A 25580-nucleotide genomic window follows, 5' to 3' on the forward strand; every position below is an offset into this window, starting at 1 on the left:
ATTCATTCTAAATCTTGTGAATCTATATCAAGCCGCCAATCGCCCGAGAGCGGGCCGTACGCTACTCAAGTTGTCTTATGGAATGACTTGCTGGGCGGCTCGTTTGGGCCGAAATTTGCTGAGTGAGACGGCCGCAAGGTTTTGGAGCTGGCCTGCCCCCATTAAGTGGCCCGGTTTAAATCTAATGCATGGTGGGCTTTGGTCCTGCCCCTTTTTGTGGTCCAGGCGCTATGCATGGCCTGCCCCCATTTGGTGGCTCAGTTCTAATCTAATGCATTGTGGGCTTGGCGGCCACGGTTGAGGTGGCCGGCGAGGCGTGTTGGGTTTGCGCAGCCGGTCACACGATAGTGCGCGGTGCTGGTGGCCGGTAGTGCGGCCCTTCGGAGCCTTGCGTTGCGTAGATCGATGCTGCCCCAGAACCCGGCACGCGAACCGCTCCGACACGCCGAACTTCATCATGGCGTAGCCGCAGCGCGCTTCAATCCCGATCTCAAGAGAAAGTACGAGGAGCTCATCGCTGCGGGGAAGGAGAAGAAGGTCGCGCTGACCGCGATCATGCGGAAAATCATCGTGATGGCCAACGCCCTCATCCGCGACGGCGGTCGATGGACCACAAGCCGCGCTTGACCAACACGGATACTCAGGAGTTGGGGCCTCCGACAAACCCGGGGCGGTTCAAGACGGCCGACCGGTTCGCTCCGCCGTTGGTGACCAGGCTCGGCAAATCGGACGCTCAAATCGGTCATTTCAGGCGTTGCTATCAGTCTCGATCCTTTCCACGGCTGATACTGTCGGATGACGCGAGAAGCGCTGTATGATCTGCTCGCCATCGACGGACCCATCCATGCCGACGACCATGCAAATGTTGGCCGAACCGTCCGGGCGCACCTCGACCCCCAAGCTCTGCAACGGAAAACCGAAGCGCTGCGCGTCAGTGGCAAGTCGTATGATCCCGTCATAGGCATCGCCGGCCTCGGCCTTGATCGCGATCCAGGACATCGGTTGTGGGCGCATCATCCGTGACTCCAGCGCTAGGCAGCGGAGCTGTTGGTGAGGAGAGACGCTGCCTTCTCGCCGATCATCAGCGCGGTTGCGTGCAGAGCAGCATTGGGCAGGCGCGGAATGATCGCGTTGTCCGCGACCCGCAGTCCATCGACCCCGCGGACTCGCAGTTCCAGATCGAGCACTGCGTTGTTGTCCGGCCCGATCGCGCAGGTGCCGCACTGGTGGTAGGAGGTGGCAGACCGCTGGCGGATTTCCTCGACCATCTGATCGTGAGTTTGCACTCCACTGCCGGGAGCGAGTTCCTCCTTGATATAGCGGGCGATCGCTGGCTGGCGCATCACCTGACGCATGCGATCCACACCGGCAGCGAGGATCTGGATGTCTCGCGCGTCGCTGAAATAGCCGGTATGGACGACCGGCTGCGCAAGAGGATCGGCCGAGCGTAGCTCGACCTTACCTCGGCTGTAGGGCGTGCCCTGATAGATCGTCATGCCGAAGCCCTGCTGGCGGGGCAGGAGATCCCGGATGCTTTTGCCGCCGCTGGGGGGCAGCGCCGAGAGCATGACGACCTGCATATCTGCGATTTGCAGGCGAGGGTCGCTTTTGAAGAAGCCGCCGGCGGACGCGAAGCTTTCCGCCAGCGGCCCGCCGCGTTGCAAGAGGTAGCGAAAACCGGCGCGCGTCGCCCCTTGCGCAGACAAATGATTGCGGGCTGTGACCGGTTCCGAGCAGGCGTAGCTCGGCCGGTAGCAGGGATGGTTCTGCAGGTTCTGCCCGACTTTGGGCGAATCCGCCACAACCGCAATGCCATGGCGGCGCAAGGCTTCAGCCGGGCCGACGCCCGACAGCATCAGCAGGGCCGGGCTCATGATGGCGCCCCCCGACAGGACCACCTCCCGGGCGACATGGAACGCGACGAGCTCGCCGGCGCGAACCGCCTCGACAGCCGTCGCCTTGCCCCGAACGATACGGACACGCACGACGCGGGTATCGGTCGCGACCGTGAGATTGGGCCGCCGGCGAGCCGGACCCAGAAAGGCACGGGCCGCGCTCAGCCGAAGACCGCGGTCGATGTTCACGTCGTACCAGCCGATACCTTCGGAATGATCCGCGTTAAGATCGTCCACGATCGGCAGGCCGGCCGCCTGAGCCGCGTCCAGAAAGGCGTCGCAGATCGGCAACTCCGGGTTTGCGCGCCTTAGCCGCATCGGGCCCGTGCCGCCATGCCATTCGCCGGGACCGCGGTAGTTGGATTCGGATTTGAGGAAGTAAGGCTTCAGATCGGCAAAGCTCCAACCCGAGCAACCCATCTTGGCCCAGGCGTCGTACTCACTGGAATGGCCGCGGGTATAGATCATCCCGTTCATGCTGCTCGACCCGCCGATGATCTTGCCCTGGAGCAAGGTAGCGGAGCGGCCAAAGAGATCGTCGATCGGCTCGCTGACGAAGTTCCAATTGTGCTTGGCGATTGCGCCGGCCGCGAAGCCGAGCCCCGGCACCCGCATCAGAGGGCTGTTGTCTTTGCCGCCCGCTTCGAGCAGCAGGACCTTGACTGACGGATCCTCGGAGAGACGAGCTGCCACGACGCAACCGCTCGCTCCTGCACCGACGACGATGTAGTCGAATGACTGAGTTGCCACGCCGTTACCTCGGCCGCCGCTCGATAACATGGTTGAGGACACGCTGGACCGTGGCCAGATCCTCGGGGGAGACGCCACGAAACAGGATCTCCTCGTTGCGGCGGGTATGCGCGACGATTGATCGAATATGCTCGTCCCCGGCGGCGGTCAGCTTCACCCGTCTGCGGTCGTCGGCACAGGCGAGTCCCTGGGCGACGACACTGTCGAGGACATTCTGGCTGGCGTTGAAATCCAGCAGGAGTTCCGGCTGAAGCTCCTCCAGCGTCCGGCAGGGATGGGTCTGGGCGGCCTTCAGCAGCCGGGCCTGCATCAGAGAGAGACCGAGCCCGGCGGTCTTCCGGCCCTTCTCGAGCTGCGAGGCGATCGTGCCATAGGCCCGTACCAGCAGGGACGTGAGCAGGCGCTCGTCGTCCAGAAGTGGGGCCACTCCACCAGTGCCCGCAGGCAGCTGCACATCGGGATGATCCGCAGCGATGGCGTAGCGGCCCTTCGAGAACAGCAGCGGTTGACGATCGAAGCGCGAGAAGCGCTCGACCTGACCTAGCAGGATCAGATGATCGCCGCCATCGAAGGTCTGTGTTCGACGGCACTCGAAGCTGGCGGCGCTGCCGTCGAGCAGGGGCGATCCCTCGATGCCGTGCCGGGAGGCAACGCCATCGAACTTGTTGGGGCCGGATTTGGCGAAGCGCTGCGACAGCGCCATCTGGTCGTGCGCCAGCACGTTCACCGCAAAATGGCTGCAGGCCTCGAAGGCTGCGAAGCTCTGGCTCTCGCGCCGGATCGACCACAGCACCAGCGACGGCCTGAGCGACACCGATGCGAATGAATTCGAGGTCATGCCGTAGCGCGTGCCGTCGACGCAGGTCGTGATGACCGTCACGCCGGTGGCAAACTCGCCGAGGGTACGGCGGTAGCCGTCGATGCCGAGCTCCGGATTTCCGGTTTCGATCGCGTTCATGAATGTCAGCCTTCTCGCTGATCCGGGGTGAGGCGAGGCCCGCCGTTTGGCTGGCTCGGGGTCGGCACGAGGCGTGATCGGCGGCTCTCGGTGCCGCCGATCACGCGAGGGTCAGCCGCCGGTCAGTCGTGGCAGCACGAGGGAGATCCAGGGCACCATCGCGATCAGGATCAGGCCTGCGACCAGCACGATCAGGAACGGCCGCATGGCCCTGGCCGCATCGGCCACCGTGGACTGCGCGACGCCGCAGGTGATCAGAAAGGCAATGCCGATCGGAGGCAGGAACACACCGATGCCCATCGCGATCAGGAGCACGATCACGTAGTGCACGGGGTCGACACCCAGATGGACGGCGGCCGGCATCAGCAGGGGCGACATGATCAGCAGGGCTGGAAGGCCTTCGAGCAGGCAGGAAACGATGATCATCAGGCTGATCGACGCCAGCATGAAGACCAGGACGCTGCCGCCGTGAAGGCTGGTCAGCCACTCTGCGAGACGCTGGGGCAGGTCGGCGACGGTCAGCGTCCACGCGAAGGCTGCTGCTGCCGAGAGCACGAACAGCACCATTCCCGAGAGGACGGCCGCCTCGATCGCGCCGTTGATGAAGTCGGCCAGCGATAATTCGCGATAGACCAGGACCGACAGGAAAAGGCCGAAGACGACGGCGATACCGGAGACCTCCGTCGGTGTGGCGATGCCGAAGCGGATCCCGACCATCAGCATGATCGGCATGAGCAGCGGCAGGAACGCGCCGGCCCCGGCCGACAGGATTTCCTTCGAGGAGGCCCGGGGCTTCGAGCGCTCGCCATTTCGGCGAGCCTGGACATAGATTAGCACGACGAGGCAGATCGCCAGAGCCGCCGCGGGCAGGAGACCTGCGATGAGCAGCGCGCCGATCGAGACCGAGGTGATCGCCGCGATGACCAGCATCGCGAGGCTTGGTGGCACGGTCTCCGCCATGGCGGCGGAGGCCGCGAGCACCGCTGCGATCTGGCCGGGCGAGTAGCCCTTGCGCAGGAGCGTGTCGCGCATCACCGAACCGACGGCGGCGACATCGGCGACCTTCGAGCCCGAGATGCCGGAAACGAGATAGGTCGCGACCACCACGACCTGGAGCAGGCCGCCCGGCATATGTCCTACGAGGGAGGAGGCGAAGCGCACGAAACGCAGGCTGATCCCGCCGCGCTCCATGATGACTCCGGCCCACAGGAAGAAGGGCAGGGCTAGCAGGATGAAATGCTGCGCGCTCGACGCCATGTTCTGCGCCACCGCGACGAAGGGGATCGAGTCGGCGACGTGCAGGTAGAAGGCGGCCGCCAGCATCAGCGCGAATCCGACGGGCAAACCGAGCAGGACCACGGCGAAGAAGAAGCCCAACATCAGATACATCGGGCCGTCGCCCTCCGGCGGCCAACGGCTCAATGCCAGTTGACCCAGCACCAGGGCGAGGCCGGCGCCGAGGATCAGCGGTATCAGGACTCGCACTTCGTGCCGCGCGAGACGATCGAGCGAGAACAGGACCACCAGCATCATGCCGACGAACAGCGGCAGCGATACCAGCCCTGCCGGCAGGTCGAGCGCCTGGGTGCGCTGGCCCCATTGCTCCATGACGAGTTCCCAGGAGGAGCGTGCGATCAGGGCGGAGACGATAAGGACGAGAATCTCAAGCACGATGGCCAGGCCATCGCGGCCCTTGGGGGACAGAAATGCCGTGGCGAGGTTGACTGCCGTGTGACCGCCGCGGCGATACGCGACGGCGCCGCCGACGAAGGTCAGGATGGAGATCGCGATGACCGTGACCTCGTCGGTCCACATCACCCCGTAGCCGAACAGCGCCCTGGCCACGACATGGGTCATGACGGCGCCCAGTTCGACCATGAGCGTCACGACGAGCAGCCAGACGAGGGCGCGGTCGAGCTTCAGGATTGCCGGACCCACCATGCGCGCCCAAGGCGTGCCGGTGGGAACTTCAGGAGCCGCCAGATGCATTTCCGCCATGTCCGAACCTATCGACCGCCGTAATGACCGGCGTATCGCTCGCCAGGTCTGTCACGCGATGCGTGGGGGGAAGAATAGGCGGCGCGGGTGCTGCGCCGCCTTCGCGTGTCAGGCCTTGGCGTCACGCAGGACACGGTCGACGAGTTCGGCACCGACCTTCTGCTTGAACCGGTCATAGACGGGTGCCAGCAGGGCCCGGAACGCGGCGACATCGACCGGAATCACCTCGATGCCGCGGTCCTTGATGAATTTCTCCGACTCGAGCGACTTCTCGTTGACATAAGTCCGCCATCCCGGCTGCAGCTCCGCGGCGGTGTCCCGGATCAGCTTCGCCTGCTCGGGCGCTAGCGCATTGAGGCGGCGCTTGCTCATCGCCAGCCATACGGGGTTATAGGCATGGTTCGTGAGGCTGACGTACTTCACCACCTCGTACCATTTGGAGGCCACGAGGCTGAGGAATGGCACCTCGAACCCGTCCACCGTCCCTTGCGAGACGGCGAGATAGAGCTCGGTCGAGTCGACGATGGTCGGGATCGCGCCGAGCGTGGCGAACGTGTCCGCGAACACCGGTCCGGCGGGCAAGCGGATCTTCAGGCCCTGGAAATCCTTCGGCTCCCGGATGGCGCGCTTCGAGGTCTGCGTCACCCGCCAGCCCCAGCTCGACCAGGCCAGGACCTCGATGCCCTTCTCGGACATCTTGCCGGTCAGCATCTTGCCGACATCGCCGTCGATGACCCGCTCGGCCGCCTTCTCGTCCGAGAACATGAACGGCAAGCCGAGGACACCGAGCTCGGGGACGATGCCCTCCGACATCGAGGCGCCGTTCACGGCCATGTCGATCGTGCCCGTCTGGAGGCCGGTCAGGGCATTGGCGATGGTACCGAGCTGCCCGTCGGGAAAGATCCTGATCTTGACCGAGCCCGACGAGCGCTCCTCCAGCAGGGCTGCGAACTTGGTCAGGATCGCGTGGTTGGGATGGGTCGCCGAATCCGGCGTGCTGATGCGAAGCGTGACATTTGCCGCCCGGCCGATCGACGGGGCGAAGATTCCGGCTGCGGCAGCGCCGCCGAAGGCGATGGCTTGGCGTCGGTTGATCATGGTCATGTGTTCCTCCCAGGTTGTTCTGCGCCCATTCGGGCGTCGGTTCGTTGTGTCGGCTGCCCGCTTCCGGGCCGGTTCGTCGAATTCCTCTCGTGTCGCCAGTATCGGTCGCTGAGGCCGTCGTGACGGCCCCGTTCTTATCCGTGCAGGTTGTCCCGCAGCGTCCGGCCTTCGTATTCGCGACGCACGAGCCCGCGTTTCTGCAGGATGGGCACGACGTGATCCACGAACTCCTCGATCATGCCCGGCTTTGTCGGAGCGCTCAGATTGAAGCCGAGCGCACCGCTCTCGCGCCAGTAGCGTTCGAGTTCGTCCGCGATGCGCTCGGGCGAGCCGACCACCTGCGGCAGACCGACCGTCAGGCCCATCTGGATTGCAGCCTCCCGGACCGTGAGCTTCCTACCCTTGTCGGTGCCCATCTTGGTGAGCGCTTCCATCATGCCGCGCGATGCCTGCGTCGGCAGTTCGTCCAGAGGCTGGTCCGGGTCGAGCGTACTGCAATCGATCCCGAGCGGTCCCGAGAGGCGGCTGAGCCCGGCATCGAGGGGCACCCGCTCGCGGAGACGCTGAAGGCGCGCCTGCGCCTCCTCGTCAGTGCTGCCGATGACGTATTGCAGGCCGAAAAGCGTGCCGACCGGTTCCTTGCCCGCCGTGCGGGCACCCTCATCGAAGCGCTTCCGGAAGGCGCTCATCGCTTCGAGATGCGGCTGGATCGCGAAGATCGCGTCGGCATGCTTGAGTGCGAACTCCATGCCGCGGCCCGACGATCCGGCCTGGAAGATCACCGGGCGCCCGCCCTGTGGCGAAGGAAGGGTCGATGACACGGCCTGGCAACGAAAGTACTTTCCATCATGGTCGATGCGCGCGATCTTCGCAGGATCAGCAAGGATTCCGGTCGCCTTGTCCATGGGCAGTGCTCCGGGGCCGAAGCTGTCCCAGAGCGCGTAGCAGACGTCCATGAATTCGTCGGCGAAATCGTAGCGTTCGTCATGGTCCATGAGCGCCTGGCCGATGGCGCGGTGCTCCGCCCGCATGTGGCCGGTCACGACGTTCCAGCCGACGCGACCCTTGCTCAGATAGTCCAGTGTCGCGATCCGCCGATGCGCCAGATAGGGCGGCGTACCGTTGACCGACAGTGTGACGCCGATGCCGAGATGGTCGGTCGCTGCCGCCATGGCCGCGACCAGCGGCATCGGATCATGCGTCGGCCAGACCACACCATAGGTGAGGGGGGTCTCGGGGCCATTCTTGTACTGGTCGGATGCTGCCGGCGTATCGGCGAAGAAGGCGGCATCGAAGCGGCCGCGCTCCAGCGTCTTGGCGATGTGCTGCCAATAGCCGAAATCGCCCATGCCTTCGAGCTGGCCGTCATCTTCGCTGGCCCAGCTCAACGCCGTATGCGTGATCGGGGAGTGGAAGAACATATGGATCAGGTGCATCTGGAACATGGCGTTCGCGATCAATCCTGTTGCAGGGGAGCCGGCCGGGGCATTCAGCCCTGCGGTGGGCTCCATTCGGTGTCGACGGTTCGCACGCCTGCGGCGTCGAGAATTTTCTGGATGCCGACGATCTCGAACAGCGACGATCCGGCCTTGATCTCGCTGCGGATGCGGGCCTCCGTTTCGTTGCGCTCGCGCGCCCGGCGAATGGTCTCGGCGGCCAGGCGGACGGGAACGACTAGAACGCCGTCGTCATCGGCGACGATGATGTCGCCGGGCATCACCTGGACGCCGTCGCAGACAAGCGGGACATTGACGGCGCCGGGGCCGCGCTTCTCGGGATGAGAGGGCGAGACGATCGTCGACCAGACCTTGCAGCCCATCTGCCGCAGCGCTTCCGTATCCCGAACCGGACCGTCAATGATCAGGCCGGCGACGCCTTTCTCCGCGGCATAGGTCGCTGCGACATCGCCCCAGAGCGCGCCCTGCGGCAGGCCGCCATTCGACAGCACCAGCACATCCCCCGCCTGCGCCACGTTCAATGCCGCGTGGATCATCAGGTTGTCGCCGGGGTAGTTGTTGGAGGTGACCGCCTGGCCGGCCAGCTTTTGACCTGTTGCGATCGGGCGCATCCGCGGAGTCATCAGGTGGCTCCGGCCCTCGATTGCCCCCATGGCTTCATGCAGGTCGGAAACCGGGAACTGTCCGATCTCGGCGATCAGGGCCGGATCGCAGCGCGGAATGCGGGTGTAGATGACGGGCTGCATCACGGGGTCCCTCGTGCGGGCCGGTTCGACGATCGGTCGAAGCCATAGAAATTGGCGGGGTTGTCGACGAGGACCCGCCGGCGAAGGGCTCCGTCCGGCAGCCAGGCTGCGAGTGGATCGAGGAGGTCGGCGAAGTCGGGAAGGGGACCCGAGAACGCCGGATGCGGCCAGTCGCTCCCCCAGAACAGCCGGTCCGGCGCAGCCTCGACTAACGCTTCGGCCAGAGCCGTGATGTCGTCGTAAGGCGCGCCCACGCGCGAAAGCCGATAATAGCCCGACAGCTTCGCAAAATGCCTGCCGCTTCGAAGCAGGTCGAGCATCGCCTGCATCGCAGGTTGTGCCGGTCCGCCAGCCGGATCGATCATGCCGAGATGGTCGAAGACGATCTGGCAGGGCAGCCGCGCGAACAGACCGTTCAGTTCCACAAGCTGCTCGGGCTTGACCAGCAGTTGCAGGTGCCAGCCGATCTCCGCCGATCTCTCCGCCAGCCGAATCAGGTCGGTCTCGAACGCGGCGCCCTGCTGCGGGGCGATGATCCGTCGGACACCGCACGCCCCATTGGCCTGCAATTCGGCAAGGTGCCGATCGGAAGCATCCGTCTCGATCGCGACGATGACCTTCGCGGGGATCCCGAGCTCGGCAGCGGCCGTCAGATGGCGGCTGTTGTCCGTGCCATAGACGCCCGGCTGAACGATGATCGCACGTTCGATGCCGATCCCGGCGAAGATCCGCCCGGCAGTTGCCGGCAGGGCATCCTGCGGCGTGTAGCTCCGGTTCGGAATATAGGGAAAGTCGGCCTCGGGGCCGAAGACATGGAAATGCGCATCGGTCATGCCGCCGGGCAGATCGAAGCTCGGCCGCCGCAAGGATTGCGGGGCGTCATGGCTGGCCATCGTCACCTCGTCGTCCCTCCCCGCGTCACCGAAGCCGCGGTTCCAGTTCCTCGCCCTCTCCAGACCCGGAGCGGGTCATCGGGAGACGATGGCATCGGCCCGCCGAGGACGTGCCGAATGCAAGGAGACTTGCACGAGAGGGGTATCGATTGAATGAGCTATATTGTGATCGTATCTGGCATAAAAACCGATAGATCGATCAGAGGTTGGCGATCGCTTCGAGTGGATAAGGCACGGCGCTTACGTCGTCCTCGGGCTGGATGAAGATGTCCTGATAAGCCGGCAGGCGGTTGCGCAGATAGGCGATCAGCCACTTCATCAAGACGTCGGGCGTATGGCCGTCGAGATGGACGATGTGGAGGGGCAGGCTGAAGGGCATTCCGTTGAACATCTCGAAGCGCAGAATCTTCAGTTCGCCGCGGGCGACCTGATTCCGGACCAGATGCAACGGTGCAAAGGACCAGCCGAAGCCGTTCGATGCATACTCGAGCCGGCTGTGTTGATCGGCGAACATCCAGTACTGGGAACTCAAGACGAGGCCGGAGATGGCCTGCGCGCGATCCGTCAGCACGAGTTGAACGTGCCTGCGCAGCTCGGCTCGTGTGATCATCCCGTCGATGTGGGCTAGTGGATGCGAACTCGCGACGATCGGGACGATCCGCACCGTGGCCAGGAATTCAGTCCGAAGGCCGGTCGCCTCCGAAAGCAGCGGCGAGTAGATCGCCAGGCGCGCCATTTTGCTTCGCAGCCTTTGTTCCGTTGCGCCCAGTCCTTCCGTGAACAACGTCACGGGGATGCCCGGAAATGCCTCTTTGAAGGCTGTCAGGCTTTCAATCAGAAGATCACTCGGAAAGACCTGGTCGACGGCCAAGGTCAATTGAGGGGGAAGATCGCTTGCCAGGCTCTGCGCCCTTCGCCTGAACGCTTCGACGTCCTGAAGGATATGCGTGGCCTCACGCAGTAGGGCACACCCCGCTTCCGTGAGGCGCGGCGTCTTTCCGCCTCGCTCGAAGAGTTCAAGCCGCAACGTCGCTTCCATGGACTTGACCGATTGACTGACCGCCGACTGGACTCGGCCGAGGCGGCGCGAAGCAGCAGAGAAGCTCCCCGTTTCTGCCACGCATAGGAAAATCCGCATCTGGTCGAGCGTAAGTGAATCCAGCAATCGTCTAGCTCCGGTTGTCTGCTGCCGAATGTTAGCTCCGGATCGAATACATCATAGGTTTAATGACGGGGCGAGGAGCCGTTGAACCGGGAAATTGATAATCTTGAGGTGGTTTCGCGCCAAGCACCCGCCTGGCGGGAGGATTCGCGCTGGTCAATCGGGGCGTAATGTGTTCGCGAGCTGCGCGCCTGCGTCTGAACCGCTCGCTCTCGGACGGAATGCGCCACTTCCGGACGTTCGTGCCTTGCCAAGAAGCAGACATACAATAGGGTACAACAAGGGGGGTGCCGCGACAGATTTCACGACGGCTGCAATGCGCGTGCGCCTTGGCACCGATGCTAGGCGCATCAGTAGAGGCAGCCGTTTTCATCAGGGAGGGAAGATGGAGCGAGCTCCTCAAAACTGAGGTACGAGCGCTATCACGTGTGGACCAGCGCGCTTAGCCGATGGCTGGTTGGTATGGATTACAGTGGAGCTCAGGCGCCGTACGGAACATAAGTCGCGACGAAGCTGACGAGCTGGCTCTGCCGGGCCGTGCCGGTTTTCGAAAAAATCCTTTGAAGATGGCTTCGTGCCGTCGTCGCCGCGATGCCCATGCGTTTGGCCGCTAGGATCGTGTCGAGGCCCTCGACCACGAGCGCCAGCATGCGCGCCTCGGCAGCGGTCAGGCAGAATGCCCGACCGATCTCGGAGAGATTGCGAGCGATAGCCCGATAGGGATCGTCCACGGTGAGGACGAAAAGATCGAGGCCGAGGCCGCCCAGATGCACGGCGTCGACCGCGACCTGCCGCCCGTCCATCATCGCCAGCGGCAGCCGTGCGGCGTCGCCGGTCGTGCCCTTGCAGCAGCGCCTGAGCCAGGTCTGCAGTCGGGCGGCAAAATTCCGGTCGGTAGAGACAAAGCGCTTCGCCGATCCAAGGCCCTCGCGAGCAAGCGCCACGCCGGCGCTGTTGCCGAAACGGATTTGCAGATCGGCGTCGATGACCAGGAAAGCTTTGGCGCCGCAATCCAGCGCATCAAGCCCGTGATGCTCGATGCCCCAGGAGGGATGGGGCCGCGCGGAGCCGGTAGCCTGCAATGCGAACGACATCAGCTATTCTCGCGTTAGATCCCGGTCGCCGATCCTGTCTGCCATGCGGATCAGCCAGAGAATGGTTTCGCGCTCCTGTGAAGCGAGTGCCGTTGAGCGCGAGGCCTTCACGGCGGCCTCCCGAAATTCCGACCATCTCAAATGGAAATCCGCCAAATCCCTGATGGGCATAAGTTCGACTCCGAGGGGTTTTTTAGTCATTGCGTTTTTTCGCCAGCCACAACTCGCAGCTTATTCGGCCGCCGCGGCCGCTGGCGCGTGAAAAAACCGTGAAGCGCATTGTGGTGCGTCGCGGGAGGTTGCTAATCTTTGATTGCAGCGCGGGACGCTGCGTCATGGACGGCAAGCTTCGTCATGGACAGCAGGCTTCTTGAGATAAATCTCTTCGGCGCGTGCTCGGTTAGGTCGAGCGTGGCCGAGGGGTTCGAGATCACCGGCGCCAAGCACAAGGCTCTGTTCGTTCTGCTTGCGACCGCGCCGTTTGGCCGTCGCACGCGGTCGTTCCTGCAGGAAACGCTCTGGGGGGTGGCCTGCTACGACACGGGGCGCCAAAGCCTTCGTCGCGCGCTCGCCGACATCAAGGCCGTCATGGGCGACAGCTTCGGGGATCTCCTGACGAGCACCAACTCAGAGGTTTCGCTGGATCTCTCGCGCGTCACCTTCCTCGGGCGGTCCGGCCAAGGCGCGTTTCTGGAAGGCCTGGACATCAAGGAGGCCGGCTTCGGACAATGGCTGTCCGGCATCCGCCAGAATCCGCGGCAGCTCGACGGCCTGTTCACCCTGACGTCGAGCGCCGCTGGCGCATCGGTGCTTCCCGCCATCGCCGTCCTGCCCTTCCGCGCCGTCGGCAACGACGTCGCCGACGCGACCATCAGCGATTGGCTGGCGGAGGAAATCTGCCGATCGCTCAGCCGCTCGCGACTGCTCTCGGTGATCTCGCACCTGTCGTGCCGCGAGCTTGCGCGGACCGGTATCGACATCGCGCAGGTCCGCTCGTCGCTGCGCGTCGATTTCTGCGTTGCCGGGAGCCTTCGGCGGTCGGGAGGGCAACTCGTGCTGGATGCCGATTTCATCGACGTGCGCTCTGGACGCATCCTGTGGACGCGCCAGACGAGCAATCCGATCGACAGCTTCTTCCAGGCTGCCGAGGACGGCATCGCGGCGATCGTCGGCTCAATCGGTGCCGCCATCGCCGACGAAGCGCTCAACCACGTCGCGGGCCGCCATCTGGCCGAGGTGGAGGACCACCGCCTCGTCATCGCCGGCGTGCGCCTGATGAACCGGTCGACGCTTCACGACCTGGCGCGTGCGCGCGAGTTGCTGGAGGAAGCGCTGCGGCGCGCGCCTTATGTCGCCGAGACCCATGCCTGGCTCGGCAAGTGGTATTTCCTCAGCGTCTTCAACGGTTGGAGTACCGATACAGCAGCGGAAACGCAGCATGGGATCGACTGTACCGCCCGGGCGCTGGATCTTTCGCCCGACAACGCCTTCTGCCTAACCATCGACGGGCTCGCGCAGAACAATCTCCTGAAGCGGCTCGACGTCGCCGAGCAGCGCTACGCGACTGCACTGGCGATCAATCCCAACGAGGCGCTGTCCCTGCTGTTGCGCGGCGCGCTGCACGCCTTCCGCGACGAGGGGCCGGAGGCGATCCGGTCCGTCGAGCGGGCAAGACGGCTCTCGCCGATCGACCCGTTCCGATACTTCTACGAGTCCCTGAGCGCGACCGCGTATCTGTCGGCAGGCGCCTACGAGCGCGCGCTGGAGCTGGCGGAATCTTCGCTAATGCTTAACGATCGCCATGTCTCGACGCTGCGGGCCAAGATCATCGCGCTGCATAATCTCGATCGTGGCGACGAATTGAAGGCCGCAGGGCAGCAGCTGCGGCGGCACGTGCCCGATTTCACGATCGACGGCTATCTCCGCAGCCATCCGGCCTCGGATTCGAAATTCGGCCGCAAGGCGGTGGCGGCTCTCGCCGCCGCCGGGCTTTCCTAGAAGATCCGGGGAACGACATGTCGAGTGCAGGCGGTATCGGTGGAATCGGCAGGATAGGCGGCATCGGGGGAATTGGAGGCATAGGTGGCATAGGAGGCATAGGTGCGACGGGCGTCGGTCCCTTCGTTCCGGGCGGCGGTGCCAATCCGCTTCTGGCCCAGGGTTTGACCATCAACGCTCAGGCGATCGGTCATATCGGCGGCGTCGACGATACGGGCAACTCGGCAGAGGGCAGCTATGCCGAGCTTCCGGTTGGGCCGGCCGCGAACATGGACAGCTGGGCCGCATGGGTACGCGCCTCGCTTTATCTCAGCGACGTTCTGAAGCGCCTCGACTGGACTCCCAGCAAGCGGCGAAGTGCGGCTGGAACGGAAGCCTTCAACGGGATCGAGATGACCTATGGTCGAAAGCCGCTCGTCACCCTGCAACGACCGAGCGTCGATCTCTTTCGGCGGCAGCTTCGCCACATCCGCGCCTATGCCGACCAGCGCGCCGACAGGGCGCCGGAGATCCTCACGCAGGTCGGTTATCCCGTCGATTATTTCGCCAGCCTGCTCGGACTGAACGCCGATGCCAACAAGTCGACCTTCGAACTCATCGGCATCACGCAGGTCGTCACCTCGCATGTGGCGATGGTCGCCAAGCATCATCTTGCCTGTCGGCGGCCCGACCGTCTCGGTGCGACAACGATGGCGATGATCCCGACGCCGGCGCATGGGACCTTTCCGAGCGCCCATGCGGCGGAGGCCTTCGCAGTCGCGACCGTGCTGGAAGGCCTGCTCAGGAAACTGGATGCCAAGCCGCCGGCCGAGCACCACTTTCCCCAAAGCGGGCGGGCAGGACTTCCTTGAAAACTTCCCCCTGTTCTCGCAAGCCGCGCCCAGGAGACCCCCCAGCGAAGTGAAGCACTTCCAAGTCGCCGTCGAAGGCGACGCCGCGTGACGTGAGCATCGAAGTCGCGGCGGCGACATAGGCGTCGACATCGGTCTGGGGAACGAGCAGTCCAATAATCCCAGGATGACCGAGCAGCATGTGGAGCAGGGTTGTCCGACGCAATGCTCTGGTGATCAACATCCGCGCGAGAATTTGGCCGGCATCTCTCGAGCGGCGATCGATTTTTCGGCTGTTGGACCTCATTGGAAATCCCACCGGTCGGAGAGGTGATGTCGGCTTCCAAGCGCGTAGAGCCGGCTTAGCGTGCGGGCGTACCCGAGCGAGGGGGCAATGAACCAGAGATCAGATGTGCAGACCGGACGGCCATTCGGGATTGTTGGGTGGTCAGTGACGACTCCCGCGAGAGCGATCGTGCGGCGTTCGGCTATGCACCAGCTATCGATCGTCGGGGCCTTCGATAGGTCGCCCTTCCCAGGATGGTGTCCGGCCTGAATTTGCTCGAGGTCGTTCAAGAGGCGCCGCAGTCGGTCGACCTCGGGATCGAGTCCGGGAACCGGACGAGGGTCTGAAAACGGGTAGTGCATGGGCATATTCCATCGTGCGCGGTCCCGGGGCGGGGCCGACGGCGAAAATCGAAAGGCGAAGGAGGGGCGCGCGGCGAAGGACCGACGGCGGGCCGCCGCGGAAGGACGTCAGCTTGCCGGGAGGTGCACGCGCGTCCGAGCCGTGATGGGGCGGCTGATGTCTATCGCGATCGCCTTGGCTGCGGCCAGGGCAAGGACCGCCTGAACGGGATCGCGTGCTGCGTGCACGTACGCGGCACAATCTCCGAGCTCCGAGCTCCCGCCGGATTCTGACAGGTGGTTTGATATGAGAACGCGGGCCAGGGGCGAGACCGGACATCCGGCGCTTTCGGCAATAAGCATTGCGCCATCGACATAAGGGCGCCGCCGGAGGTATCGTTCTGGGATGATGAGTAAGTTTTTTATATCTCGGCGGTTGTAAGAGCTGCGGCGAGATATCGTCGCGCCCGTGGTCCCGTCGGGGATTGCAACGATGACGAGAATCCGATGGGCTGTCCTGACAGTTCGACTTGTCGAGCCCGGCGGAGCGCCAGCGCAGGAGAGGATTGAATCCTCTGAAGCGCTTCGATGGAAATCGACGACCCTGGGATCCGCGATCAGTCGGGCATCGAGGATATCATCCAGGCAATGTTGCCGTCGGATAGTATCAAGAGGCGTTGGGGGATCGGTTATTCTCGACAGCATAACGTTCATAGCAAAGCTCCGCCGGCGTCCGAAATGCCTTTCGGACGCTGGTTTCAAGAATCCGCGAATCCCATCGCGGAGAGTTGGAATGGTTGCAGCGGAGGAGGGGCATGATGTCGGGTGATCAAGCGCCCTCGAGGCCACGAGAGCTCAATGCCGGTTTCGAACAAAATGTGCGAATCATAACGCGCGATATGGTTACCGGCCGACTGGTAATAGCTGCGCGAGGCCTTCTCGGATGGGGGCAGGCGGAGCTTGCCGACCGCGCGGGTATCCGGCGGCAGACGCTTGCGGAATTCGAAGGTGACGTCCGCCGCCCGCAAGCCCGGGTGCGCGATGCAATCCTCGGCGTACTCGATGATGAAGGCGTCCGCTTCGTTGAAATAGCTGGTGCCGTGGGAGTCGTTTTGGAGCTGAGCTCAAAGCAGTCGTAACGCTACCGTATGTCATGCGCGAGCCAGACTGGCGTTCTCATCCGCGCGGGCGGCTTAGCGCGGGCTCCGTCGCCCCGAACATCAGCCGGTCGTTGCCAGACACGATGCGGACCACGGCGTGGCCCGGGGTGGGACCACCCGTGCGAGTGACAACGATCCCTGGTGCAACCTGCTGCTCCTGCTCGAACGTCCGTAGCTCAGTTTGGTAGACCTCCAGGAAGCGTTTCGACGCATTTCTGGCGATCTCCGCAAGAGCCGGCGGCATGCCGGTGCGAGAGAAGTCAGGCGCTTCCCAGAACTTGGCTTCCGCGGCAGAGGCAATGCATTCGCACGGAATGATGCCAGACTGACATTTCCACGGCCGCCATCTCAGGAAAGTTGAGCAAGGCAGACTGAAAATGCGACGAACAGCGTATTGCAGAACGTGTTCGCCAAATCGGCGAGAGGGCGCAGTGCTCGATCGACAGTCCCACCAGGTGGTCCGGGTCGCCACCGTTGAGCCTCCTCGAACGGAGTAAAAGCCGAACTTCGCTGCGTAGATGCCTAAAGGCACACTGCTTTAGTTGGCTGGGTCCAGCGACTGTGCCACGTATAGTCGCAGCCAATCCTCGAAGCGGGTCGGCGCGGCAATGTGCTGATGATCACGAGGCACGAGGGTGTCGTCACGCAATATCGCTCCAAAATAGAGCGCTTTAGCATCGGCCACGATCGGCCGCGGGTCCTCGTTCGCAGCAAGTATATCACGAGCGATTTCGTCGAGCCGAAAGCGGTCCGGGCCCGCGATTTCCAGTTCGCGGTTCTTCGCGTGCCCGAGGACGACGTCGCGTAGCGCTAGCGCGACATCGTCGCCTGCGATGGGCTGGATCAGGGCTGGCGAAATGTGAAGCGAATCTCCTTCCGCGTCGGCCTCGACGATTCCGTTGATGTATTCAAAGAAGGGCGTCGATCTCACGATCGTATAGGGCACGGTTGCGCTTCTCACGATCACCTCCTGCATCATCTTGGCTCGGAAATACCCGCAATCGGGTAGCCGATCGGTCCCGACGGCAGAGAGAACGACGTGATGCTGGATGCCGGCGGCCTCCTCGGCAGCGAGCAGGTTCCGTCCGGAGGCCTCGAAGAAGGCGAGCGCGGCGTCCTGATCGAAGGTCGGAGAATTGGAAACGTCCACGACCATCTGCGCGCCGGACAGCGCCTCGGCCAGACCTTCTCCGGTGACCGTATCGACGCCGCGCGATGGCGAGGCGATTTCGATTTCGAGACTACGGCCGGCCAGCGCATCGACGAGCTTGGACCCGATCAAGCCGGTCCCGCCTACCACAACGATCTTCATGCGCCGTCTCCTTGATATCCTCGTTCCCTGCCCGGAAGCATCTCACTCGTCGAACGGCGCGCGCTCGACAGAATCGACCGACGACGGCGCGCGGTAGCCCGCGACGAGCCGCTCACCGAAATCACGTGCGAAATTGTCGTAGGTGGTTTCCGGACGGGTTCTGGCGATGTGGCAGAAGCACTGCGTCATCAGCCGCTTCATCCCGAGCCTCGGATAGGCCAGAAGGATCTGCTGGACCTCGTCCGGCGGAAGCGCGTCGTATTGCAGTCCAACGACATCGAGGCAGATGCCTGCCGTGCAGAGCGCAACCTCAGCCTCCTTGTAGAGGCCGATCGACGGTGTTGAGTTGAGGGCCACGCTGTCCCAAATCAACTGAGCACGACGCTCGTCGACACCGCTTTCTCGAGCAAAGCTTCGTGCGAGATCGGCGCCCTCGACCTCGAACCGTCGCGGCCCGTTGAAGCGCTCGTTCAACGTGACATCGTGCAGGAGCGTCCCCACAGCGACGACTTCCTCATCATGATGGATATTCCGAAGCTGCCCGAGGCGAGCCGCGAAAAGCCAGGAGCGCACAACGTGATTGTACAGGTAAGGCTCGCAGGCTCGGCGGGCATAAGCGAGAGTGCTGGCTACCAGCTCGGTATCCGGCACAGCAACGCCGGCCAAAGTTTTACGGTCTTTTTGGATCTCTGACATGGCTTTCGAGAGCCTCGATCGACGGATTACAGAAGCTGTCAGCGAACGGTCGGTTCGCAGCCCGCGGCTTCCCTGTGCGATGCCCCACTGCCGAAGCCGATCTGCGGAGGGCAAGCATGACGAGGCGCCTTCACCAGCCGCCTCGTCTGTGAGCTTCACCCTCGGACGAAGGCAAGGATGTCCCTATTGATCGTGTCGGCATGGATGGTCGCCATGCCGTGCGGGAACTTGTTGTAGATCGTTAGGGTCGCCCGCTTCAGGAGCTTGGCCGAAAGCGGGGCGCTGTCGCCGATTGGAACGATCTGATCATCATCGCCATGCATGACGAGCGCCGGAGCGTCGATGACCTTGAGATCCTCGGTGAAATCGGTCTCGGAGAAGGCCTTGATGCCCTCGTAGTGAGCCTTGGCAGCTCCCATCATGCCCTGGCGCCACCAGTTCTGGACGACGCTGGCATCCGTCTCGACCCCGGCGCGATTGAATCCGTAGAACGGCCCCGCTGCGAGATCGGTGTAGAACTTGCTGCGATTGGCAGCGAGGCTCTTCCGAAGGCCATCGAAGGCTTCGATCGGCAGGCCGCCGGGGTTCCGCTCGGTCTTGACCATGATCGGCGGGACTGCGCCGATTAGAACGAGCTTAGCAGTACGGCTCCTGCCATGGCGCGCGACATAGCGCGTGGCTTCGCCGCCTCCGGTGGAGTGTCCAATATGCACCGCATTGCGCAAGTCGAGATGGTCGACGACGGCCGCCGCGTCAGCCGCGTAATGGTCCATGTCATGTCCCTCGCTGACTTGGCTCGAACGGCCGTGTCCGCGCCGGTCGTGCGCGACGACCCGGAAGCCTTGCGCCAGAAAGAACAGCATCTGGGCGTCCCAGTCGTCCGAGCTGAGTGGCCAGCCATGGTGAAAGACCAGCGGCTGGGCCGATTTCGGGCCCCAATCCTTGTAGAAAATCTCAACGCCATCCCGCGTCGTGACATAATTCATGCGTCGGCTCCTTTTGCTGTTGTGAGGGGGAACGGAGGCGGGCTGCGCCAAGGACTGGAGCGGAAGCGTGCCAGCCGCCGCTATGCCTGCGCCGCCGCAAAGGAGGTCCCGCCGACTGAGGTCGGTGGAACTGGATAGTACTTTGTTGGGCATTGGCGCCTCCAGGGCGCAGATATTGGTTGCGGACCGAAATGCTCAGGGTGCCCGCTTTCGCAGGAAACCCCGAACCTTCGACCTCAATCGGCGACGATATCGATATGATCGTCGGGTTTCTGAGGCATATTTATTTTTCAACTTCCTAAAGTGACGATCAATACGCTCGAAGACGGTTCATTCTATTCAGATGTATAGATCATATCGACTTCGGCATATTTTGATTTCGATGAGGAGCCGCCCGACTGTGGATCATCAATGGAGATCCACATGGGTAAATTGTCGAACAAGGTCGCCGTGATCACCGGTGGCAATAGCGGGATCGGCTTCGCGACAGCGCGGTTGTTCATAGCCGCAGGTGCGAAGGTACTGATTGTCGGTCGTCGAGAAGACGCCGTGACCAAAGCCGCCGCCGCCCTTGGGTCTCAGGCGACCGGCTTCGTAGGTGACGTTGCCGACCTCGCCACGCACGAACGTGTCGCCGCGATGGTCTCCAATCGTTTTGGGCAGGCCGACATCTATGTGGCGAATGCGGGCAGCGTCCGCATCCAGCCGAGCTTCGACGTGACGGCCGCGGACTACGACACGCAGTTCCTCACCAATGCGCGCGGCACGTTCTTCGGCGTGCAGAAGATCGCTCCGCTGTTGCGCGATGGCGGCGCGATCTTGCTCACCAGCTCGATCGCGAGCCGCAAGGTGTTAGATGGTCATGCTGTCTACGCTGGCAGCAAGGCAGCAATCGAAGCGTTCGCGCGCAACTGGGCGCTGGAACTTAAGGACAGGCGCATTCGAGTAAATGTGCTCAGCCCCGGCCCGACCGATACGCCGATTGTGGGAAAGCTCGGCGTCGCTCCGGAAACGCAGGCTCAGGTCGAAGATCAGGCCGCTCGGATGATCCCGTTCGGCAGGATGGGAATGCCGGAAGAGCTCGCACAGGCGGCTCTCTTTCTCTGCTCCGCTGACGGGGAATTCATCACCGGCGTCAACCTGGCCGTCGATGGCGGCATCACGCTGACATGATCTCAGAAGAGGCGGCCATGCCGTTTCCCTCGCCCAGCCATTCCGGCGCATTGGCGAGGCATCACGCCGTGACCAGGACACTGGAGCATCGAAGCCGGTGCTCCAGCCTCGCCAGGGCTAGGCGGCGTTTGCCATACGCATGCCGACCGGTAGAGCCTCCCAAGCCCTGATAAGTTCGCCGAGTGAGGCAACTTCCATCTTCCGCATCAGGTTGCCCCGGTGCAGCTTGACTGTGACCTCGCTGATGCCGAGGTCGAAGGCGATCTGCTTGTTGAGGCGCCCCCGTGCGACCTCGCACATGACTTCGCGCTCCCGTGGCGTCAGAGTTTGCAAGCGTTCGACACATCCCTTGATCTTCGCAGCTTCCATCCTTCGCGCCCCATCCAGCCCGATCGCCGCATTGACGGCGTCCAGAAGCGTCTGGTCGCGAACCGGCTTCGTCAGGAAATCCACCGCGCCTGCTTTCATGGCCTGGACGGTCATGGGGATGTCGCCATGCGCGGTGAGGAAGATGATTGGCTTTGGATTTCCGGTCATCGTCAAATGACGCTGGAGGTCGAGTCCGCTGAAGCCGGGCATACGCACGTCGAGAATGAGACATCCCGGCCCGTCGAGCATGCTGGTCTCGAGCAGCGCCTGTGTCGAGCTGAACGAAACCGCGGCAAAGCCGGCTGACTCCATCAGCTCGAACAGTGCGTCTCGGACCGACGCGTCGTCATCGACGATGATGACGAGAGGCTGCTGTTCTTCGGCTACACCTCGCCTGGAGGAGAGTCGCGAGATTGAGCGGTCAATGATCATGTTCACCTTCCACGTGCTGTTGAGGTAATGCCCTTGCGATCGCCGCGAGCAAGGCTTGGCCATCGAACGGCTTGCAGAAGAAGCTCTCCACGGCCCGCGCCCTGATCTGCTCTGCGATCTCGTGGCGCCCGGTGATGAGAAAGACCGGCAGATCCGGGCGCTCTTGGTTGACGAAGTCGCGTAGCTCGAAGCCGTTCAACCCCGGCATGCCGACATCGGTGATGAGAAGATCCAGTCCGGAGAGGCCGACCTGGGTCAGCGCTGCCGCCGACGAGAAGCTACGAACCGCATACCCCGCGGACTCGAGCAATTCCTCAAGCGATTCGAGCAATCTCGGGTCGTCATCGACGGCGGCTATGACATATTTGTGCTTGATCACGCTTAGATTCCTCCCATCCGGCGCGAATGCTGGATCGGGATTTCCAACCGCTCCGCAATTCGAACCAGGTCGGCGAGCGATGACGCCGCCATTTTCTGCATCACGTTTCTTCTGTGAATCTGAAGGGTCACTTCGCTGATGCCGAGCTCGGCCGCAGCTTGCTTGTTGAGGAGTCCGCTCACGACCAGCGGAAGCACGTCTCGCTCTCGCGGAGAGAGATGGTGATAGCGTTCCTTCAGCCGCGTGAGATCCGCGCGTTTCGCCTTTGTTTCCCGATCCTGCGCTATTGCCGAGCGGATGGCCGAGAGCAGCGCCGTGTCGCTGAACGGCTTAGTCAGAAAATCGACGGCACCATGCTTGATGGCACGCACCGATGACGGGATGTCACCATGCCCCGTGATGAAGACGATCGGCGGATGGTCTCCCTGCGCGATCTGGCGTTGCAGCTCCAGCCCGTTGATATCGGGGAGCTCGACATCGAGAATCAGGCAGGCCGGGAGATCGGGCTTGTTTGACCCGATATAGTCGCCGGCGGAGCTGAATGAGACTGATCGGACACCGTTCGCCGCCAGCAACTCACCCAGGGCCTCCCGGAGCGCATCGTCGTCGTCGACGATGAACACGATGGCGTCGTCAACGGTCATGATCGGCTTTCAGTTCGACAGGTAGGGTGAAGATAAACGCCGCCCCGCCGTCCTGGTTGTTCTCCGCCCATAGTCGGCCGCCATGGGTCTCGATGATGGTTCGCGATATCGCCAACCCCATGCCCATCCCATTGGGTTTCGTTGAGAAGAAGGCTTCGAAGACCTTATCGGGCGCACCAAGACCCATGCCGGTGTCTCGGACTTCGGTCCTGACGAAATCGCCGGCGCGGAATGTTCGGACGCGCAGAACCCCCCGCCGAGCAGGCTCCATCGCTTCAAGGCCGTTGCGGATCAGGTTGACCAGGACCTGCTGGATCTGGATGCGATCCAGCTCAAGCGACGGAAGACCAGCCTCGACCTCGACCTCGATACGCATGCGACGCCGGGCCGCTTCTTCCATCATCAGATCCCGCGCCTCATGAAGAATGGCGTCGAGCGGGCAGAGATTTCGCGCTTGGTCCGTCTGCCTGAACAAGGCACGAACCCGGCCGACGACATCGGCGGCTGAATTCGCATCCCGGATGATGCGTTCGATGGTTTTCTGCGCCCGATCCAGATTGGGCGGCTCCGAGGTCAGCCAGCGCTGGCACGCGTGCGAATTGGCAACCACGGCCGCGAGCGGTTGGTTGACCTCATGGGCGATCGAGGCGGAAAGCTCCGCTAGGCTCGCGGCCTGCGCTGCGCGTGCCAGGCGCTCCTGCGTCAAGGTCAGCGCTTCCTGCGCGCGCACCTGATCTTCGATCTCGAAGCAGATGCCGTTCCATTGAACGATCTCCCCTTCGACATTTCGCATCGCTGCGGTTCGCGTCTCGACCCAGCGATACTCGCCGTCCGCCCGCCGGAGGCGATGCTTCATCGCATAGGGTGCGCCGGTCGCCAGTGAGCGCCCATATTTCGCTTTGACGTCAAGAAGGTCGTCAGGGTGTATGATCGCTTCGAGCGTGCCGGTCAGGCGTGTCTGACCGTCCTCGTCCTTGTCCCCTAGCCCGAAGCCGAGAAATTCCCCAAGCTTCTCGCTGCGATAGATGGGCTCCCCGTTCGGCGCGGCGCAGTAGATGAGGGCGGGCAGCGTCTCGACCAACTGGCGCAGCGATCGTTCGCTTTCCCTGAGCGCCTCCTCGACGCGCAATTGGTCGTCGATATCATGGGACAGACCATACCACTGAATGATGCCGCCATCGTCGTCCAGGAGCGGCTCGGCACGCCCGTCCATCCAGCGATAAACACCGTCGTGGCGTCGCAAGCGATAGCGCATCGCGTAGGGCCGACCGCTGCTGAGACAGTCCTTGATTTCTGCCCAGACGCGACTGGCGTCGTCCGGATGGATCGCAGCCTTCAAGGCGGCTGCGTATCGCTCCGTCTGCGATTGCTCCAGGTCGCCCTCGTCAATGCCCAGGAAGTCGATGAAGCGGCGGTTGAAGAAATTCGGAGCCCCGGTTGGGGTCAGTCGCCAGAGGAAGCTCGGAACCAGATCGATCAGCCGCGTCAATTCCTGCTTTCGGAGATTGAGTTCGGTCTGGGTGGTGATCAGATCGTGGATATCGACGGATACGCCGTACCATCGAATAATCTTACCGGCTTCGTCGCGCAGAGGTTCGGCGCTCGTCTGCGTCCATCGATAGGAGCCGCCAGCCCGATGCTGGAGGTACTTGATGTTATACGGCGCGCCCGTCACGACCGAGTTCGTGAAGGTTTGCTCTGCCAGCTCCCAGAAATTCGGATGAATCATCTTTTTCAAGGAAAGAGACCCGTCCGACGCCTTGACGGTATCCAGCGTGGCGCCGGTGACCTCCATGATCCGCCTGTTGAGATAGATGGGCCGCCCCTCCGATGACATGCTCCAGATCATGGCAGGCACCGTGTCGATGAGCTGTTCGAGATGCTTTTCTCGCTCTCGCAGCGCGGCCTCTGTTTTCTTGTAGACATCAATATCGATGGAGGTGCCGAACCAGCCGGTGATGTGGCTCTCGCCATCCCGTGTCGGCCGCGCTGAAATGCGGTGCCAGACATAGTGTCCCGTCGCGCGCAGCATGCGGTATTCGATGTTCCAGGGCTCGCCCGTCTTAAGGCTATGCCGCAGGGTCGCGGCGGCCCCGTCGACGTCGTCCGGATGAACACCGCGCATCCAGCCGACCTCACCGCCATCGATGAATTCCCGCTCACCGAGACGGCGATTGAGATCCTCCAGAGCCATGTCGATGGCAATCTGGGCAGCAGGGGTCACATAGGTGAACTTCCCAGTCGCATCGAAAGCCCAGGCCTTGCCGTGTAAGCTCTCGATCACTTTGGCGGCCTGCACCGCCTGCACGGTATCGCCAAGCGATTCCGCGACAGTCCAGCGATCATCCGGTCTCGAAACCATGGCGTCGACATCGACGCTGATGCCATAGCCCGGCTCGGCACGGAGCTCGGTCCAGTGATAGCTGCCGTCCGGCTGGCGCAACCGATAGCTCGTCACCTGCGGCACGCCCGTCCAGAACGCATAGGCCGCCGCCTGCGCGATCGCAGCCCTGTCATCCGGGTGGATCGCACCCTCGGCCACGTCATCTGGGATGGCACCAAGACCGGGATGCCCCGGCGCTTGGCGTGGCGCGGCCGCGTCCCGGGCGCCTCGTCGGGGTGGATCGCGCGCGATCAGCGCACCGATGCACGCGGCCACCGCGACCGATGCGCCAAGAGAAAGCGCGGCTTCCCGTAAGGCGCCAGAATAAAAAATGGCGGTGACCGTCGCACTGGCAAAGGCGACTAAAAGCCCGATCCAAAGTGACTGAAGCAGATATCCGCGCGCATAGAGGAAGAGCGCACCGAGCGGCGCCAGCATTCCTATGGTGGTCCCGGCCAACCAGTATGCCAGGATGCCAACAGCCAGAGTCAGTGACACCAGGATCGGTGGCGTTCGATGGAGCGCTGCAATCAT

The 25580-nt window shown here is 63.1% G+C and carries 22 protein-coding genes and 1 pseudogene; 4 read left to right on the forward strand and 19 right to left on the reverse strand.

From position 1 onward, the window contains the following. Window positions 1-405: 405 nt before the first annotated feature. Window positions 406-627, forward strand: coding sequence for a hypothetical protein (locus AC1DNE_RS04490; RefSeq protein ID WP_476766223.1), 222 nt, complete (start codon window positions 406-408; stop codon window positions 625-627). A gap of 120 nt (window positions 628-747) precedes the next feature. Here AC1DNE_RS04490 and AC1DNE_RS04495 read toward each other — a convergent pair whose 3' ends face one another. From AC1DNE_RS04495 to AC1DNE_RS04540, 10 genes are all read right to left on the reverse strand, one after another. Continuing rightward, window positions 748-999: a hypothetical protein gene (locus AC1DNE_RS04495; RefSeq protein WP_476766170.1), complete on the reverse strand. Its 252-nt coding sequence runs from the start codon at window positions 997-999 to the stop codon at window positions 748-750. 32 nt (window positions 1000-1031) lie between these two features. Next, entirely contained in the window at window positions 1032-2645 is a 1614-nt protein-coding gene (locus tag AC1DNE_RS04500; RefSeq protein WP_476840924.1) for a GMC family oxidoreductase, read from the reverse strand. Window positions 2646-2649: 4 nt separating this feature from the next. Next, window positions 2650-3603 (reverse strand): flavin reductase, encoded by a 954-nt coding sequence (locus tag AC1DNE_RS04505; protein WP_476811902.1) that lies wholly within the window; start codon window positions 3601-3603, stop codon window positions 2650-2652. 111 nt (window positions 3604-3714) lie between these two features. After that, window positions 3715-5601, reverse strand: a complete 1887-nt coding sequence (locus AC1DNE_RS04510; RefSeq protein ID WP_476766167.1) for a TRAP transporter large permease — start codon at window positions 5599-5601, stop codon at window positions 3715-3717. A 108-nt stretch (window positions 5602-5709) separates the two neighbouring features. Then, on the reverse strand, window positions 5710-6705 hold the full coding sequence (locus AC1DNE_RS04515) for a TRAP transporter substrate-binding protein (RefSeq protein WP_476766166.1): 996 nt from the start codon (window positions 6703-6705) through the stop codon (window positions 5710-5712). Between the two features lie 134 nt (window positions 6706-6839). Further along, on the reverse strand, window positions 6840-8150 hold the full coding sequence (locus AC1DNE_RS04520; RefSeq protein ID WP_476766165.1) for an NtaA/DmoA family FMN-dependent monooxygenase: 1311 nt from the start codon (window positions 8148-8150) through the stop codon (window positions 6840-6842). Between the two features lie 44 nt (window positions 8151-8194). Continuing rightward, window positions 8195-8908 (reverse strand): 4-carboxy-4-hydroxy-2-oxoadipate aldolase/oxaloacetate decarboxylase, encoded by a 714-nt coding sequence (locus AC1DNE_RS04525; RefSeq protein ID WP_476766220.1) that lies wholly within the window; start codon window positions 8906-8908, stop codon window positions 8195-8197. Next, window positions 8908-9801: an amidohydrolase family protein gene (locus tag AC1DNE_RS04530; protein ID WP_476766164.1), complete on the reverse strand. Its 894-nt coding sequence runs from the start codon at window positions 9799-9801 to the stop codon at window positions 8908-8910. The genes AC1DNE_RS04525 and AC1DNE_RS04530 overlap by 1 nt, the downstream gene beginning before the upstream one ends. A 199-nt stretch (window positions 9802-10000) precedes the next feature. Next, window positions 10001-10966, reverse strand: coding sequence for a LysR family transcriptional regulator (locus tag AC1DNE_RS04535; RefSeq protein ID WP_476766163.1), 966 nt, complete (start codon window positions 10964-10966; stop codon window positions 10001-10003). 476 nt (window positions 10967-11442) lie between these two features. After that, window positions 11443-12057, reverse strand: a complete 615-nt coding sequence (locus AC1DNE_RS04540; RefSeq protein ID WP_476766162.1) for a helix-turn-helix transcriptional regulator — start codon at window positions 12055-12057, stop codon at window positions 11443-11445. Window positions 12058-12468: 411 nt separating this feature from the next. On the opposite strand from AC1DNE_RS04540, the gene AC1DNE_RS04545 reads away from it, so the two are divergent. Next, window positions 12469-14055, forward strand: coding sequence for a tetratricopeptide repeat protein (locus tag AC1DNE_RS04545; protein ID WP_476766161.1), 1587 nt, complete (start codon window positions 12469-12471; stop codon window positions 14053-14055). Between the two features lie 17 nt (window positions 14056-14072). Beyond that, window positions 14073-14906 (forward strand): hypothetical protein, encoded by an 834-nt coding sequence (locus AC1DNE_RS04550; RefSeq protein WP_476766160.1) that lies wholly within the window; start codon window positions 14073-14075, stop codon window positions 14904-14906. A gap of 282 nt (window positions 14907-15188) precedes the next feature. Here the strand turns inward: AC1DNE_RS04550 and AC1DNE_RS04555 are convergent, their stop codons facing one another. From AC1DNE_RS04555 to AC1DNE_RS04575, 5 genes and pseudogenes are all read right to left on the reverse strand, one after another. After that, entirely contained in the window at window positions 15189-15539 is a 351-nt protein-coding gene (locus AC1DNE_RS04555; protein ID WP_476811922.1) for a DUF6634 family protein, read from the reverse strand. A 1188-nt stretch (window positions 15540-16727) separates the two neighbouring features. Beyond that, window positions 16728-16967: pseudogene (locus tag AC1DNE_RS04560) on the reverse strand (MBL fold metallo-hydrolase); the annotation flags it as partial. A 243-nt stretch (window positions 16968-17210) separates the two neighbouring features. Further along, the gene (locus tag AC1DNE_RS04565; RefSeq protein WP_476766157.1) at window positions 17211-17984 is read right to left on the reverse strand and encodes an SDR family oxidoreductase; all 774 of its coding nucleotides are present in this window, start codon (window positions 17982-17984) and stop codon (window positions 17211-17213) included. Window positions 17985-18026: 42 nt separating this feature from the next. Next, entirely contained in the window at window positions 18027-18680 is a 654-nt protein-coding gene (locus tag AC1DNE_RS04570) for an HD domain-containing protein (RefSeq protein WP_476766156.1), read from the reverse strand. A 155-nt stretch (window positions 18681-18835) separates the two neighbouring features. After that, window positions 18836-19666: an alpha/beta fold hydrolase gene (locus AC1DNE_RS04575; protein WP_476766155.1), complete on the reverse strand. Its 831-nt coding sequence runs from the start codon at window positions 19664-19666 to the stop codon at window positions 18836-18838. Between the two features lie 423 nt (window positions 19667-20089). On the opposite strand from AC1DNE_RS04575, the gene AC1DNE_RS04580 reads away from it, so the two are divergent. After that, complete coding sequence (locus tag AC1DNE_RS04580) at window positions 20090-20839, forward strand: SDR family NAD(P)-dependent oxidoreductase (protein ID WP_476766154.1); 750 nt, start codon at window positions 20090-20092, stop codon at window positions 20837-20839. A 117-nt stretch (window positions 20840-20956) separates the two neighbouring features. Here AC1DNE_RS04580 and AC1DNE_RS04585 read toward each other — a convergent pair whose 3' ends face one another. Genes AC1DNE_RS04585 through AC1DNE_RS04600 form a run of 4 tightly spaced genes read right to left on the reverse strand, consistent with a single transcriptional unit; the run spans window position 20957 to window position 25580 of the window. Then, entirely contained in the window at window positions 20957-21640 is a 684-nt protein-coding gene (locus AC1DNE_RS04585) for a response regulator transcription factor (RefSeq protein WP_441473346.1), read from the reverse strand. Further along, the gene (locus tag AC1DNE_RS04590) at window positions 21630-22019 is read right to left on the reverse strand and encodes a response regulator (RefSeq protein ID WP_441473345.1); all 390 of its coding nucleotides are present in this window, start codon (window positions 22017-22019) and stop codon (window positions 21630-21632) included. The genes AC1DNE_RS04585 and AC1DNE_RS04590 overlap by 11 nt, the downstream gene beginning before the upstream one ends. Before the next feature lie 2 nt (window positions 22020-22021). Then, entirely contained in the window at window positions 22022-22663 is a 642-nt protein-coding gene (locus AC1DNE_RS04595) for a response regulator transcription factor (RefSeq protein WP_441473344.1), read from the reverse strand. Beyond that, a complete protein-coding gene (locus AC1DNE_RS04600; RefSeq protein WP_476766152.1) occupies window positions 22653-25580 on the reverse strand; it encodes a PAS domain-containing protein in 2928 nt (975 codons plus the stop codon). Before AC1DNE_RS04600 ends, AC1DNE_RS04595 begins: the two co-directional genes overlap by 11 nt.

This window comes from Allobosea sp. 05L423, from assembly GCF_056397745.1.

Excerpts from the sequence above, each read along its gene's own strand:
- AC1DNE_RS04490 (WP_476766223.1), top strand. The coding sequence starts at position 406 with ATGCTGCCCCAGAACCCGGCACGCGAACCGCTCCGACACGCCGAACTT.
- AC1DNE_RS04495 (WP_476766170.1), bottom strand. The coding sequence starts at position 999 with ATGTCCTGGATCGCGATCAAGGCCGAGGCCGGCGATGCCTATGACGGG.
- AC1DNE_RS04505 (WP_476811902.1), bottom strand. The coding sequence starts at position 3,603 with ATGAACGCGATCGAAACCGGAAATCCGGAGCTCGGCATCGACGGCTAC.
- AC1DNE_RS04510 (WP_476766167.1), bottom strand. The coding sequence starts at position 5,601 with ATGGCGGAAATGCATCTGGCGGCTCCTGAAGTTCCCACCGGCACGCCT.
- AC1DNE_RS04515 (WP_476766166.1), bottom strand. The coding sequence starts at position 6,705 with ATGACCATGATCAACCGACGCCAAGCCATCGCCTTCGGCGGCGCTGCC.
- AC1DNE_RS04520 (WP_476766165.1), bottom strand. The coding sequence starts at position 8,150 with ATGTTCCAGATGCACCTGATCCATATGTTCTTCCACTCCCCGATCACG.
- AC1DNE_RS04525 (WP_476766220.1), bottom strand. The coding sequence starts at position 8,908 with ATGCAGCCCGTCATCTACACCCGCATTCCGCGCTGCGATCCGGCCCTG.
- AC1DNE_RS04530 (WP_476766164.1), bottom strand. The coding sequence starts at position 9,801 with ATGGCCAGCCATGACGCCCCGCAATCCTTGCGGCGGCCGAGCTTCGAT.
- AC1DNE_RS04540 (WP_476766162.1), bottom strand. The coding sequence starts at position 12,057 with ATGTCGTTCGCATTGCAGGCTACCGGCTCCGCGCGGCCCCATCCCTCC.
- AC1DNE_RS04550 (WP_476766160.1), top strand. The coding sequence starts at position 14,073 with ATGTCGAGTGCAGGCGGTATCGGTGGAATCGGCAGGATAGGCGGCATC.
- AC1DNE_RS04555 (WP_476811922.1), bottom strand. The coding sequence starts at position 15,539 with ATGCCCATGCACTACCCGTTTTCAGACCCTCGTCCGGTTCCCGGACTC.
- AC1DNE_RS04565 (WP_476766157.1), bottom strand. The coding sequence starts at position 17,984 with ATGAAGATCGTTGTGGTAGGCGGGACCGGCTTGATCGGGTCCAAGCTC.
- AC1DNE_RS04570 (WP_476766156.1), bottom strand. The coding sequence starts at position 18,680 with ATGTCAGAGATCCAAAAAGACCGTAAAACTTTGGCCGGCGTTGCTGTG.
- AC1DNE_RS04575 (WP_476766155.1), bottom strand. The coding sequence starts at position 19,666 with ATGAATTATGTCACGACGCGGGATGGCGTTGAGATTTTCTACAAGGAT.
- AC1DNE_RS04580 (WP_476766154.1), top strand. The coding sequence starts at position 20,090 with ATGGGTAAATTGTCGAACAAGGTCGCCGTGATCACCGGTGGCAATAGC.
- AC1DNE_RS04585 (WP_441473346.1), bottom strand. The coding sequence starts at position 21,640 with ATGATCATTGACCGCTCAATCTCGCGACTCTCCTCCAGGCGAGGTGTA.
- AC1DNE_RS04595 (WP_441473344.1), bottom strand. The coding sequence starts at position 22,663 with ATGACCGTTGACGACGCCATCGTGTTCATCGTCGACGACGACGATGCG.
- AC1DNE_RS04600 (WP_476766152.1), bottom strand. The coding sequence starts at position 25,580 with ATGATTGCAGCGCTCCATCGAACGCCACCGATCCTGGTGTCACTGACT.